At 42.9% G+C, this 15938-nt stretch carries 6 protein-coding genes; all 6 read left to right on the forward strand.

What is annotated here, in order from left to right; all coding sequences use genetic code 11:
• Positions 1-613: 613 nt before the first annotated feature.
• The 6 genes from blsG (at position 614) to AB204_RS14650 (ending at position 15937) form a co-directional block, all read left to right on the forward strand.
• Positions 614-1792: an arginine 2,3-aminomutase gene (gene blsG, locus AB204_RS14625; RefSeq protein WP_053067919.1), complete on the forward strand. Its 1179-nt coding sequence runs from the start codon at positions 614-616 to the stop codon at positions 1790-1792.
• A gap of 34 nt (positions 1793-1826) precedes the next feature.
• Positions 1827-2999 carry a pyridoxal phosphate-dependent aminotransferase gene (locus AB204_RS14630; protein ID WP_235428096.1) on the forward strand — a complete coding sequence of 391 codons (1173 nt, stop codon included), beginning with the start codon at positions 1827-1829 and terminating at the stop codon, positions 2997-2999.
• 25 nt (positions 3000-3024) lie between these two features.
• Positions 3025-3987, forward strand: a complete 963-nt coding sequence (locus AB204_RS14635) for a TauD/TfdA family dioxygenase (protein WP_047964111.1) — start codon at positions 3025-3027, stop codon at positions 3985-3987.
• A 184-nt stretch (positions 3988-4171) separates the two neighbouring features.
• Positions 4172-9076 (forward strand): type I polyketide synthase, encoded by a 4905-nt coding sequence (locus AB204_RS14640; protein ID WP_047964155.1) that lies wholly within the window; start codon positions 4172-4174, stop codon positions 9074-9076.
• A 4-nt stretch (positions 9077-9080) separates the two neighbouring features.
• Positions 9081-14690: an aminotransferase class III-fold pyridoxal phosphate-dependent enzyme gene (locus AB204_RS14645; protein WP_047964112.1), complete on the forward strand. Its 5610-nt coding sequence runs from the start codon at positions 9081-9083 to the stop codon at positions 14688-14690.
• Positions 14687-15937 carry an MFS transporter gene (locus AB204_RS14650; protein ID WP_047964113.1) on the forward strand — a complete coding sequence of 417 codons (1251 nt, stop codon included), beginning with the start codon at positions 14687-14689 and terminating at the stop codon, positions 15935-15937. The genes AB204_RS14645 and AB204_RS14650 overlap by 4 nt, the downstream gene beginning before the upstream one ends.
• Position 15938: the final 1 nt, after the last annotated feature.

The following is a 15938-nucleotide window of genomic DNA, read 5'->3' on the forward strand; positions in this document are numbered from 1 at the left end:
CCGTCGATGTCAACATGATTTTTGTCTTGCAAACGGGATGCGTTCATATAGTGACCATAGATTCTTATGTGCCAGCTCAAGTTATTCCCCAAGAGCTGGTGATACCCTGTAAATTGTGAGAGATTTAGGACCTAATAAAATAGGTTCTTAGTGTGTTTTTTTTAAAAAAAGAGTGCGATTTTTAATGGTTACGTTTTATATTTTAAAATAGCCCAATTTTTATTTTGGACACTTATTTTTTAGTTTGTTGATTGTTTTTAAAGAAAAATCTTTCCTTTAAAACCTCTGTTTATTTTTAATAGTGTTAATTATTTATTTTAAATGACACTCATTTTTAATGGGGGTATCTATTTTAAAATCCACAAAGCCAAAAAATTTATTTATATTTCATTGCTAATATAAATCTTATCAAGAAATTAATTAAGAGGTTACTAAAACACACAGTATCATGCCTTCCTGTAAATAAATGCGCATGTTTGTGATTCTAAACTCCTAAATATAACCCACTGGTTGTCGGTACGGTAGCCATATTATTATGCTTGCTGCAAATTTTTTGTGGCTTGACCATTGCCCACGCCTAAGAGAGTATTAAAAAGCTCATGAGGAAGATGATATGTTCTTAAGTAAAGAGTCTTTTAGTGATGAGGAATGGAATGATCCCAAGTTTCAATTACGTAACTTAATTAAAACGACTGAGGATCTGGAAAAGTGGGTTGCGTTAACTGATGGAGAGAAGAAAGCCATTGAAGCCGTTAAAGGAAAATATCTGTGGCAGAGCACTCCTTATTATGCATCGCTTATGGATAAGCATGATGAAAATTGTCCAATTCGATTGCAGACAATTCCACATTTAAAAGAAATGAAAGTTGAAACAAACTCTGACAATGATCCTGTGGGAGATGTTTCAAATCTTAAAACAGCCAGAGTGATTCATAAATATCCAAATCGGATTGTGTTACTTGTTTCTGATACTTGCCCGGTTTATTGCCGTCATTGTACACGTAAATTTCACACAACCGATGTTAATGGAACCTATTTTGGTTCAGATCTCGTTGCATCATATGAAGAAGACTTTGCTTATATTGAGAGTCATCCCGAAATTGACGATGTTCTCCTGACGGGGGGTGATCCCTTAATACATTATGATAAGTTTCTTGAGGCTATTATCAAAAGGCTGAGAAGTATCAAGCATATTAATATCATTCGTATTGGAACCCGTTATCCCGTATTTGCTCCTCAGCGAGTGACAGAAAAGTTTTGTCAGATGTTGGAAAAATACCATCCAATCTGGGTTAATACCCATTTCAATCATCCCAAAGAAGTGACTGAAGAAGCGGCTGCTGCCTGTGATCGGCTACTGCGGCACGGTATCCCAGTGCAAAATCAGTCTGTTTTGTTAAAGGGCGTCAATGATGATGTGGAAACGATGCGCGCATTGCTTAAGGCGCTTTTGAGAATCAGGGTTCGTCCTTATTATTTATATCATTGCGACAACGTATCTGGTGTTTCTCACTTCATGACAACACTGGAGAAAGGGCAAGAAATTATGGATGCGATGATAGGGTTCGAAACAGGTTTTAGTGTACCTCAATATGTTGTCACAACCACATTAGGTAAGTTAGCTATTAACCAGACATATATCAACACTCATGAAGATGGTCGCGTTATTGCTAAGAATTATAAGCAACAACATTTAGATATTACAGAATACATCAAGCCGCCAACTGTATTGAATTATGATGTTAATCAACACGTAAATAATGAAATTATTCCTTCTAAAACTGTCGATTAATTATTTAAATATACATAAATAGATAGAGATATTCATGATAATACAAGAAAGTGATCTATTATCTCGCATTGCAGGTAGATCAAAAAATATTAATGCCTCAGTAACATCCGGCTTGTCAGATATCGTTTCTCAATTGGAAAGTGAAGGCCATGACATCATTGGGTTAAATGAAGGGGAACTGGATTTCAATACCAGCCACATTATTATCAATGAAACTATCCGCGCATTGATAGATGGCAAAACCCGTTATAGTTGGCTTAATGGTGAACCTAAATTAAAAGAGAGGGTTTGCCAAAAAGTATTTGAAGACAATAAAATAAAAGCAACGTCTGAAAACATCCTTGTAGCAAATGGAGCTAAACAGATAATTTATGAAATACTACAAACAATAATTGAACCCGATGATGAGGTTATTATTCCTGTTCCTTGCTGGGAAACCTATGTTGAAGCAGTAAAATTAGCCGGAGGGAAAGCGGTTTTAATTGAAAACATTGGTGCAGATTTGGATGTTGAAAAAATCAAACAGGCTGTTACTGAAAACACCAAACTTATTATTATTAATACACCGAATAATCCGACAGGAGCTGTTTATTCAAAATCAGCATTACAGTCACTGTGTCAATTTATTAAAGGAAAACAGATTTTCGTATTGTCTGATGAAACCTATGAACAAATTGTATTTGATGCTGAACATCATAGCTTAGCCGCAATTGACGACAACGAATACATTATAACGGTACAAACATTTTCCAAAAGCTTCGCCATGACGGGATACCGTATTGGCTATATGATCGCCCATTCTGAATTAATCAATAGGATATCAAATCTGCACGGTCACATGACTGATAATGTTTGTACATTTGCACAATACGGTGCCATTGCAGCACTTGAAATGCCAAAAGATTTATATCAGGAAAGGCTGGAAATACTTAAACAACGACGAGATCTGTCATATCGATATGTCCGTGAACTTTTCGAGTGTGAGCTTCCTTCTGGTGCATTTTATTTGTTCCCAAATGTCGAAAAATACCTCAATGACCGTTGTCGCAATGCAACCCAATTATGCGAATACCTGCTTACGCATGCAGGCGTTGCCCTGATCCCGGCTGAAGCTTGTCTTTATCATGGACATGTACGTATTTCTTTTGCCACATCGATGGATGCTATCGAGCAAGGGTTAGAAAGGCTTGCAACCGCATTACGGTAATTTATGACAATAAGGGTTAATAACAATGAACCAATCTATATATTCAATTGAATTGTCAAATTCAGAAGTTGATGAGATTCAGGCTCTCATTGAACAATTACAAAAACGTTATCACTCTACCGATGATCAAGATTTTGTGAGTACGTTACCGGAATGGGTTGAGTCCTTACCAACCCGATTGCGTATTGAATTAAAAAAGTTCCGCAATCAAGGATATCCACTGGTTGTGATAAAGGGATTTCCTGATATGTCCGAGAAAATGGGACCAACTCCAAACCATTGGAAGGATGTCTACAATACGAACAGCGACTATGACTATTACTGTTGTCTGATGTCGAATTTATGTGGCGATGTGGTTGGCTTTTCTGATTTACAAGAAGGAAAGTTGGTTCAGGAAATATTTCCAATCAAAAAGGACGCGGGTAAGCAATTAGGTACAGGGGCTGTGGATCTATTACTGCATACTGAGGATACCTCACTGGATTACCGTGCGGATTACATCGGTTTTATGTGTATTCGTAACAATTACCGAGTCCCGACCAGCGTATCAGTACCGGATTTTTCAAAGCTCAGCGAAAAAGCAGTTTCTATCTTAAAGAAAAACAAATTCCGTATTTTCAACGATCGTCCTTGCTTGTCGAAAGAAGAACGTGATGAGAACTATACCATTTGTCCGCTTCTTACTGGCGGGGGAAATAATACTTATATGCGCTATGACCCTTTGTATTTGGACAAAGCGGCTTTGAATACCGAAGAGCATGAAGCTGTTGCCGAATTGGAGGCATTAACTGAGGCGGGGGTATTCGACTTGGTTTTAAGCCCAGGTGAAATTGCCTTTATTGATAATTATCGTTGTGCTCATGGCCGTAAAGCGTATCAACCCAGATATGACGGCACAGATCGCTGGTTGAAACGTACACAGATATCAACAAGATTACGTGACTTCAAGCACTTGATGTTATCCGAACGTATTAACATCTTACCTTAAATCTGAGATAGAAATTGGGCCTTTGCTTCTTTTATTCGTAGCTTGTGAATAAAAGTCAGGCAGCAAAGGCCTGTGCGGATTTAACGGCATATCTGATGTTATGTGTTTGAATCAGGTTACGTATCTGCGTTTAGCCTGAAACCGTGATGTATTTATGTCATTTTTATTTGGCTTAAGTAAGAATATGCGTATACAAAACAAAAATATGGGTAATGATCGTTTTGTCGAGCAATGGCAGGCCTGCCTTCAGGGGCTTGATACTGAAAATATACTTATTCTGGCATTGCTGAAAAATGCACTTATCGACGTAGACGCAATACGGTTTAACGATATGCAATTTGAGCGTCAGTTAAATTGGCGCCAATTACTGTGCAGCATTGCGCGCGTTTACCGTTATTTGTGTGAATTAAAGATTACTCGTGGTCAGCGGGTAGTGACAATTTCACATAATCGCTGGGAATTATTGGCCATTGAATTTGCATGCCAGATTAAAGGCGCTATTTATACTCCACTGTATGCAAATTATTCTGTGGAAATGATTGCTCACTGCCTGTCATTAGCAGAACCAGTATTAGTCATCACTGAAACGGCATCGCACGCGCAAGCTTTGCCACAAAATCCTTCATGGCATGTAATGACAGTAGAACCCTCCGGTGCTTTCACTGACTTTGCCAGCATTGATAACGATACTCTCTTACTTACTCCAGACGAAGCGATCAGCCATAAGGGAATGGGGGAAGAACTGCTCAGGTTACTGGCAACAGATTTGCAAACAACGCAGGCAGAACAAGCATTTTGTTTAATGTTCACTTCCGGTTCCAGTGGAAAGCCTAAGGGCGTATTACTTAGTCAAGCCAATATTCTTTCACAGCAACAAGCGCTGAAAACATTGTGGCATTTAGATGGGCAGCAGTCTTTTCTTAGTTACTTGCCGTGGCACCATAGTTTTGGGGGGTTGTTCGAAAAATATACGGCTATTTTCAGTCAGGCCATATTACATATTGATAACAGCCGGGGCATGGATATTGAACGGTTGTGCGCCAATTTGAGTCAATTAAAACCCACTCGTTTTTTCAGTGTGCCGAAAATATTGACTGTGGTTGCCAATAAAATGAAACAGTCAGCGGATTTTCATTGCGCGGTGGCTCCTTCATTACAAATGATCTTTTCTGCTGCTTCTAAACTTCCCGCTGAAATAGAGGATTATTTTCACCTCTGTGATATTCAGGTTGCTGAAGGGTGGGGGCTGACCGAGACAAGCCCATGTCTGACCCTTAAGGGATTAGACTGTAAAGAACATAACAGCGTCGGTCGGCCTATACCTAATGTGAATCTCCATATTGATGAAGATACGGGAGAGATATTGGCGAAAGGGCCGAATGTGATGCTGGGCTATTATGCTGATGAGGCCGCTAACCAGCGCTGTTTCAAACAGCAATGGTTCAGAACCGGTGATCTCGGCAAAATGGTCAATGGAGAGCTGATACTTTTAGGGAGGTTGGATGCGGTTAAAAAGTTATCCAATGGTGAAAAGGTATCCACTGATGTTATCGAACAGAGTTTGTTTGAGAAAACCGATATTATCAGCCATGCCATCATCGAGGTTGAACAAAGACCCTACGCTACAGCGTTATTGTTTATCAATCCCGATCTTTGCCGCCAAAGATTTGGTGAGGATTGTACACTCCGGCACTCATCACCCCTACGGGAACATATTTTACAGGTATTGCAACAGCATAATCGCCGGGTAACGGAAGATTCCCAGAAGTTGATTGCGGTTGCACTGACTGAAACATCGCTGTCCGTGGCTAAAGGTGAGGTCACGCCATCATTTAAAGTGTCACAGCGTACTGTGCGTGAAAATTATCATGCTGTGCTTAATGCATTATATGATGCAGATGAGTCTTTCAAATCAAATCCGGCATGTCATTCATTCCTGAAAATTGCGATAAATCATGTTGCTTCGCCGGTTTTCTCTCAGGCGGCTTCATCCGCAAGGGACATTAATTGGGAAACACTTGTTCACATCATCGGTCAAGTAAGGGGGCAAGCACTGTCAGATGATGATGCCCAACGTTCTTTGCTGGATCTTGGTTACAATTCATTAACGATTGTTCAATTGGCCGGAAGCCTAAGCCAAACTATCGGGCAACCTGTCACAGAAGTAGAATTGTTCTCCTGTTCGTCAATCCATCAGCTTTGGCAAAGATTGGTACAAGAGACGGATAATCGTTCTCACTATGCCAATAGCACAGCACTCTTGTCGCCAGAACAAAATCATGTGGATGTGGCTATTATCGGCTACGCCGGGCGTTTTCCCGGTGCAGAGGATTGCGAGCAACTCTGGGAAAACTTGCTTGTCGGCAAAAGTATGTTTAGCCGTTGTCCTGAAGATCGGCCCTTTATGGCTCCATTGTTGGCGGAGTTTGAGGCTGAGGGCATCCCATTGAGCGGGGCATTTTGTAACGATATCCGCCAATTCAATTACCGCTTCTTTCAAATTAACCCCAAAGATGCCCGTTTGATGGACCCCCAACACAGATTATTGCTAACGGTGACTTGGGAAGCTATCGAGCACGCTAATCTGAGTCTGAATGATTTGAAAGAAAGCCGGACAGGTGTATTTATCGGCATCAGCCAAAATGGCTATCGGCAATTGTTGCATGATTATCAGACTGAGACGGGAGAACCCGGTTATCCGACGAGTGCCATCAATAATCAAAACAGTGTATGTGCCAATCGCTTGTCGTATTTTCTGGATTTAAAAGGGCCTTCGTTAATTGTTGATACTTTGTGTTCATCATCGCTGGTGGCATTGCATCAAGCACGTTTAAGTATTGAAAGAGGCGAATGTGATACTGCTATTGTGGGGGGAGTGCACCTGCAATTGGATATGGCCCATTTCAGGGAAATGCGCCAATTGAACGTATTATCCCATGATGGAATCTGCCGTCCTTTTGATGCTGAGGCGAATGGAACTGTTCTGGGTGAGGGGGCAGGCGTCGTCATTCTTAAACGTCACGATCTTGCTGTTCGGGATAAAAATGATGTCAAGGCAAGTTTGCTGGCTTCCGAGGTTTATCATGGTGGCCGCAGCAATGGCATTACTGCACCCGATCCGATAGCACAGCAACAATTGCTGGAGCGGTGTTGGGCCAGTGCAGGCGTGAAAGCAAGGGATATTGCTTATTTTGAAACGCATGGCACTGGCACTCATCTGGGCGACCCTATTGAATTAGCCGGGATTAACGCCTGTTTTTGTGACCAGAAAACCCAAACTCCCTGTTATCTCGGTGCTATCAAAGCCAATATCGGGCATCTTGAAGCCGCGGCAGGTATTGCCGGGCTGATCAAATTACTGTTGATTGATAAGCACAGAATCGCACCACCAGTAGCGTCATTTAATCAATTGAATCCCCGTATCTCATTGGTCGAAGGCCAACTGGCGATACCGACTACGGTGCAACCGCTGGCTGTCGGGAAAAACTGTCTGGCTGTCAGTGCGTTTGGAATGGGAGGAACCGGTGCGCATGTCATTATCAAGGGCCAGGACAGAAAAGCCCTTCCCGATGCAAAACAAATAATTGAGGTATTACCTTGTGTGTTGAGTGGGTGCGATCAAGCTCACTTACAGGCTATTGCCACCGGTTTATTGGCTTATGTGCAACAACAAGTGATGCAACAGCAGTTTGTATTGATGAACTTTTGTCAGGCGTTGGCTCAACGCACTGTATTACCGGTTGTCTGCACATTAGCGGTAAATAGCACTGAACAACTGATCGAGCAACTTTCTGCTGTAGCCAGAGGAGAACCTGTTGGTTATCGCGCCAGTGAAAATAGTACGGCAATCGTGGCATTGGTTTTTGCCGGGCAAGGTACTCAATCGGTAGCAATGGCTGCACAGTTGTATCGCCACAATAGGCAATTTGCACAGTGGCTTGATCATATCGATCAACTCTGTTCTGAAATTGCGCATGAAAACGGGCAGCCAAAAGTAGAGGTAAAACGCCTTCTGATTGAACAGATGGATGAGCAAACCATCAATCGTACCGAATTTGCACAGGTGATCTTGTTTGCTTTTGAGTATGCCCTGTACCAATGTTTGCGTCCCGCTATTGGGCAGGTCGATATCTTACTTGGTCATAGCCTTGGTGAGTATGTTGCGGCTTGCATTGCCAATGTATTTTCACTGAAAGAGGGGTTGAAGATAATCATCAAACGCGCCCAACTGATGGAAGCGAGTGATCCCAATGGTGCCATGATGAGGGTGAACTGTTCGGCGCAGCAACTCGGAACATTAATTGAAACAGAGATGAGTACAGAGTGGCACGCTGATCTGACTATTGCTGTCGAAAATAGCGAGACAAATACCATCATCAGTGGATCACTCAGTGCCCTTGAATATTTTCAGCAGCAATTGGAACCACATGGTTTCCATGCTCGTGTTATCAATACCAGCCGGGCCTTCCATTCTCCGATGATGTCCGATGCGGCCAGAGAATTTGGCAAGTTTCTCGCTGACATACCTCTTAAGGCAGCAGATGTGCCTATTCTGTCTAATCTGACGGGTCAACCGGAAACAGACTGTTTCTCCACTGTGGAATATTGGCAACAGCATATGCTGGGTCGTGTTTTGTTCCGCAGTAATCTGGACAAATTAACCGCTATGACCGGGCTTAAGATCATCGAGATTGGCCCTAAAAGTATGCTTGGGACGTTGCTCAACGAATCCTCTCAGCAGCATCTTGCTTCAGCCTATTGTTGTTCTCAGCAAAGTCCACAGCTCAATTATTGCGATTTAGTGGCGGTATTAGCCAGTGAACGTCTGTCAGGTTCACCAAGAGATTGGCTGACGATGTATGCACCGTTCACATTCAAGCCCACCTTATTACCTGCCAGAAAATTACTGACAGAAGAGTGTTGGTTTACGGAATCAACTTCTATGCCACTGAATGGAATAAGGCCGCAGGCAAGTCCTGTTGAACATTTCAACCTGACTGATCGTGAACCCTTCGCCATCATGCAGCAACAAATTGATTGTATGAATGCGATCTTCCAAGCCCAATCAGAATTTATGAAGGGAATGTAACGTAATGACGCAATTGCCAAATGAAATTAAACACGCTCTGCAAAGCTGGTTACAGGCAGAATTAACGAGTGAACATGTACCTGCTGATACTGATTTTCTGGCGCTGGGTATAGAATCTCTCACATTGATTAAATTAAAAAATAATATTAAATCCCAATATGGCGTAGATATCGGTATTGGAAAGTTTTTTAAGGGGTTGTCGAATATTGATAAGGTCGCCAGTTTCATCAGTAAGCAGGCACAGTCTGTTGTTGATAAGGTTAACGAGCAACCACAAGCAGCAACAATCGTATCCGTATCGCCAACGATAGCGCCGGAGCCGAAGAAAACTGTTACTGTTCAGCCGGATCTAGCGCCTCCCTCCATCCCGTTATCTTCTTTTGTTGCCCCTACAGAGATGGCACTTAACGAGCCGATTGTCACCAACTTTGAAACCAGACAAAGCACTGAAACGGGACAGGGGATTGAAATCAAACAAAGTATTATGGCGGCTCAGTTAAACGCCATGCAGCAATTGTTCCAACAGCAGTTGACGGTGTTACAGCATCTTGGAGGAAGGGCTGTTAATAGTTCACTTCCAACAGCCAGCATTCCAACAAATCGCAGTCCAATAAACAGTACACCAATAAACAGTACTCAATCGGTAAAGCAGCCTGTTGAAGAATCATTTCAGCTTCCTGAAAAGAATCAGCCCGCTGTTACTGCGCCATTAACAGCGTCTGGTGAAAAAGCCAAGTTTACCTACAAACCGACTGAGCTTTCTCCGTCTGTAAAATGTGATGCTGAAACAACGGCATTTATTCAGCAGTACAATGCACGAACCAGTTCGTCAAAAGCGACCATTCAGAAATATCGTAAGGTTCTCTGCGATAACCGAAACGCGATTCAATTCAACAGCAAACTCAAAGAGTTGTGCTATCCGATTGTAGGCAAAACGGCGAAGGGAGCGCACTTTACCGATCTGGACGGTAATGTCTTTACTGATATTGCGATGGGTTTTGGTGTCAACTTATTTGGGCATAATCCTGATTTTATCCAACAAGCTATGCAAAAACGGCTGCAACGTGGTTTTCATCTTGGACCGGTTGATGAGTCTGGTATGGTTGTTGCGGACTTAATATCCGAAATGACGGGAGTTGAGCGGGTCGCTTTCACTAATTCAGGTACAGAGGCAATTATGCTCGCTTGCCGTGTGGCGAGGGCTGCCAGCGGAAAAAGCAAGATTGTTATCTTCAATAATGCTTATCATGGACACTATACGGAAATTCTCTTTATGGGAGGAGGAAAACAGGGAGAGAGATTTCCACTGTCCAGCGGTATTCCTGAAAACGTGGGTCAGGATATTGTGGTGCTCAATTATGGCGAACAACAAAGCCTGGACTACATTACTGCTCACGGGCATGAAATTGCCATGGTTATGGTTGAACCGGTTCAATCGCGTAATATCAATCTACGGCCTAAATCCTTTATTCAGTCGTTACGAAAAATCACCGCACAACAGAATGTTGTATTGCTATTTGATGAAATCATTACAGGTTTCCGTTATCACGCCCAAGGGGCCCAACATTACTATCAGGTCAAAGCTGATTTAGTGACATATGGCAAAGTTATCGGTGGAGGGATGCCCATTGGTGTTCTGGCCGGGGATGCGGCTGTAATGGATTATCTTGATGGGGGTTTCTGGCAATTTGGTGATACATCTTACCCGCCGAATGAAACGACCTTTTTTGCCGGCACGTTTTGTAAACACCCTCTGACGATGGCAGCAGCAGAAGCAACACTGTTGCATATGAAAGCAATCGGGCCAACGTTACAAACTGATTTGAATAACAGAACCACGGGCTTTATTGAACGGCTTAATGGTTTGTTCACAGCGGCCGATTGCGGTATAGAAGTTATAAATTTTGGCTCATTATTTAAATTCAGCTTAAAGAAAACCCATGAACTGTTCTTCCATAATTTATTGATGAACGGGGTTTATACCTGGGAAGGCCGTACCTGTTTTCTCTCCACAGCTCATGATGATAACGTGTTGAATGAGTGCTTCGATGCTTTTGAGAAAACTGTCGAGAGTATTTCTGCCAAGCCTCGTTTGCCGAAGGTGCCTACAGCACCAAAAGCGCAGGTGAATGTTGCTTTGGCTGAACCAACACTGCAAAAGAATCTGGCAATGTCCAGTTGGTACGATCCTGTTGCATCAAAATCCTACAATGAATTTGTCCAATGTGTCATTACAGACGGGTTGCAGCAGTACCGGTTGAATAGCACTATTGAATACCTGTTTAATCGTCACCAACAACTGCGACAGGTTTTTTGCCCTGAAACCTTTAAAACGTTAGCGGGCCAATTTGATTATCATGCAGCAATACATACTGAGCAGGCGATCATTGATTCACCAGAACAGTTTTTCCAATGGCGGCAGACTTGTCTGGATAAAGAGTTTGTACTCGATCGTGGGCCGATGTTCAGGGTGCATGTAGCCCAGATTGATTTATCACAGCCACTATGGAATGAGACACTTTTGGCGCAACACGCACTTAACCATACCTGCGTGGATGTGATTTTTCTGGTTGCTCACCATTCTATTGTTGATGGTGTCTCTCTGGATGTATTAGTTGATGAGTTGACGGCTGTTTATCATGGTGCCAGCAATTTACCTCCTGCTTTGCAATATCATGATTATCTGAGTCGTCTGGCGGCATTTAAAAAGACGTCAAGTTTTATTCATCAGAAATCATTCTGGCATAAATATCTGTCTGGCTGGCAGACAGATTTGGCAAATTTGCCAGAGTCGGCTCCTGCTGTATTGACAGAGGAAGGGGATATTATTCCCACGGGGGGCTTCCACCTTGAGAAATTGCCGATTGAATTGACATCCAAGATTTTGAATTATGCCACCGAGCGCCGTGTGACGCCTTACATGTTGATGTATACCGTCTATTCTATTTTTTTAGGTACGGTACTCAAACAATCTCAGTTTGTTATGGCTACCTCGGTATCCGGGCGTAACTTTGATAATTTCGACAATTTGGTGGGTTTGACAACGGCAATGTTGCCCGTTCGGGTGAATACGCAAAATGATAAGCAACGTTTCAGCGAATACCTTGATCTTATCTGTGAGCAATTGTTGGACATTTTTTCCCATCAGGATGTAACAATTGAAGATCTGACGGTACAGAATTGCAGTCTGGGACATCGTTCAGAAATATTCAACCGCTATCTCAATTACGATTTTAATTTCAGTCCCCGTAAACTTAAGCTTAATGACAGTGGCAGTTGGTCTATATCGCTGGATAATGCCAAGCGTTACATTGTTGGTCAATTGTCTTTGGATGTGTTTCAGAGCGAGCATGATCTGTATCTACATTGGGAATATGCATCACAAATTTACAGCAAAGAAAAAATCAAAACACTGTCAGGCAAGTTGAGTCAGTTATTGGACTATCTTATTAACTCTCCAGAGCGGGATACACTGACGTTGACTGATATTGTTTCTTATCTGAATGCACTGGATGCCCCCTCCATTGCTATCGGGCCATTGCGAAAAGAGTTGCTGTATAAAGCACCTATTCATGCTTTGTTCGAACTCAGTGCTGCCGCTCATCCACAAGCATGCGCATTAGTTGATGTCAGTCTGAAAGAAGGTATGCGTCAACTTTCATTTTCCGAATTGAACAGACAGGCAAATGCGTTAGCACATCACCTGCTGCATCAAGGATTACAGCCGGAAGAACCGATTTTTGTCAGTGTACGTCGTGGGCTCCCATTAGCAATTTCCGTGTTGGCTATATTTAAAGCGGGAGGCGTGTATGTTCCTATTGATAAGAAATTACCTTCCTCTCAGATTGAATTCTTACTTTCGGTGATCACTCCGCGATTCGCTCTTATTGATGGGGATTATGGGATCTTTAATGGCGGCAATGAGGTAAGAAACGGTATACATACTTCGTTGCTGAAAACGCTCTCTCATGCCCAACATTTCAATTTTTACGATGAAAAAACGCTGTTGCGCCAATGCGGAGTGACTGAGGAAAATTCTGCATTACTACATTCTGCATTACTACAAAACCCCGAAAAAGACATACCGGCAGGGCAAACCGCCTACATTACCTGCACGTCAGGCAGTACCCAAAAAGTCAATTGCGTGATGAATTCTCATGGCGCGATTGCCCATCACTGTTTAATGATGAAGGAATATCTGGAGATTCACCCGGAAGACCGGATGCTTCAATTTACCGATTTATGCTGGGATATCGTTCTTGAGGAGCTTTTCCCTGTTTGGGCGGCGGGAGGTCAGGTGGTGTTTTTAGGTGATTCACCGCCAAATACCTTTGATGACTTCAATAAGTTGTTGATTGAACAACAGATTACGCTGGCTGATTTGCCATCAACCTATTGGCAGGGATGGATAGAGAGTTTGGATGATCCCGCGATGAGCTATCCATCCCATCTTCGACGTATCTTGGTAGGGACTGAGAAAGTTGATCCACAGACACTTAAAAAGTGGCAACAACATGTTCCTGAAGGAGGCATTTTTTCCAATGCTTATGCTCAGACTGAAACCACCATTACTGCAACAGATTCAGTCATTACCTCTGATACACAGGTGGGAGAAACAGTACCGCTTGGCAAGCCACTGGCCAATACCGGATTTTATGTTCTGGATGAATCGGGGCAACCTGTGCCGCGTGGTGAACCGGGAGAGTTGTATATTGGTGGCCCGCTGGTATCTAAAGGGTATTACGGCAATGATGCTCTGACTGCCATCAAATATGTAGCTGATCCTTATATTCCGGCTGAGGCATGCAATCATGCTGCGCCACTTATGTATAAAACCGGTGATTTGGTCAGTATGGATGAACAGGGATGTTTGTCATTCCTTGGTCGTACAGATTTCCAGATCAAGGTACGTGGTTATCGAATTGAACCCACCCAGTTAGAAAGCGCGATTGGTCAATGGGAAGAGATCGAACAGGTTGTGTTTACTACAAACAGTGTGATTGATCCAAGCATTCCGGCAGCGGAAACAAAATTACTCTGTTATGTGAAAACGCAGGCGGGCAAGGCTGAACAAAAAGAGTTAAGTGAACGAATCCGTCAGTTTATCAGCCTCAACTTTGCCCATTATATGCAACCAAATGCCATTGTATATCTGCGAGAATTTCCTAAAACCGCCAACGGTAAGGTGTCGATAAAGCAGTTCCCTTTACAACAGAATCGACAGGAAAATGCGGAACAGCAGTTATCTCAGATAGACCTTAACGGCCCAGTGAGTCGTTTGTTGACCGCTCATCTTGGACAACGTGGCCTGAACGTGAACGAAAGTTTCGTGGCATTGGGAGGGGATTCGTTAATTGCGATCAAGATCTTGTCGGCCTTGCAAAAAGAATACGGAGTGACGCTCAGATTGCCGGAATTCATGGTTTATAAGACATTGGCTGAACTTATCGAGTGGATAGAATCAGCACTGCCTCTCAGCAAGGAACGCGTTGCGAACAAGGCGATCAGTGTGTCACAGGCAGTTGTACCAGATAGCCATACGCAGGTGACAGGACGAAAAGAAAAACCAGTACTACAGGCTCGCCATCGCAAAAAAAAGGGACTTGTTGAATGAAGGGCATACATGGATTTTACCCACTTTGGATTGGCATAGCTGTGTCGATTTTCGGCAGCGAATTAACGGAATTTGCTTTCGGGTTGTGGTTGCTTGAGAAACAAATGTCAGTCATGGCTTACACGAATATGTATTTAGTATTAGTGCTTCCGGCCTTTTTACTGATGCCGTTAGTAGGCTATGTAATTGATCATTATGATAAACGCAAGGTGCTATTGCTGACAGAAGGGATAGCCGGTCTGGCCTTGGCGGTTGTACTTTTGTTCAATCACTTTGGCTACATTAATGCGATGGTGGTCTATCTCTATATTGCGTTGACCAGCGTACTGACAGCGTTGCAGATTGATTGTTACAGCACACTGGTTTTCCGGCTCGTTCCGCAATCTTCACTAAATCGGGCGAACGCATTGGGTAGTCTCAGCGATTCATTGCCACAAATGCTGGCTCCCATCATTGGTGCGTTTTTGTTTTCTCATTATGGCTTAGGTGTGGTACTGACGGTCGATCTTCTGACCTTTATGGTGAGTGCATTCGCTGCCGCGTTATTGTTCAGGGTCAGTGCTGTGCAATTTCTTCCGCACGATGATGGCACATTATCTAAATTGAATTGGAAAGCCATTTTTCCTGATATGGGCTGCATCCGGTTGGTTAAGGCATCGCCGGAAATGACTTATATGATCGCGTACACTTTCTTCAAAGCAATTTTGGTCGGGGGAACACTAATCACTATTGTTCCTTATTTCACAACCTATTTTTCCATAGCAGATGCAGGCTACATGATGTCCATCGGTGGAGTATCCATGGTGATAGTCAGCATCATGTCTGCATGGAAACCCAATATACTGAAACACATACCGCTATTGTTGTTGGAATTCCTGTTTGCGACTGGTTTCGTGGTGTTAACGCAGATAAAAAATATTTATGTCTCTGGGATCTGTATTGCGATCAGCTTTATCACGATGCGGATAAGCATTATCAAAATGCAAACGTTGTGGCAGACCCTCGTGCCGAAAGTCTATCACGGCCGTGTTTTTGCTTTGCGTAATCTGGTTAAGACATTCAGCAGTTTCATTATTTATCTCATCACCGGGATTGTATTGGAAATGTTACTAGCTCAAGAGGGAGGATGGGCAATTTGGGGACAGGGTAACCCGATGGATCTTTACTTTATTGGTATTACTCTGCTGATACTACCTCCCTTGCTTATCTCGACACAAAGATTGTTATTCGCTATGGGGGGGAAATAGT

The organism is Xenorhabdus khoisanae (assembly GCF_001037465.1).
GTDB lineage: Bacteria > Pseudomonadota > Gammaproteobacteria > Enterobacterales > Enterobacteriaceae > Xenorhabdus > Xenorhabdus khoisanae.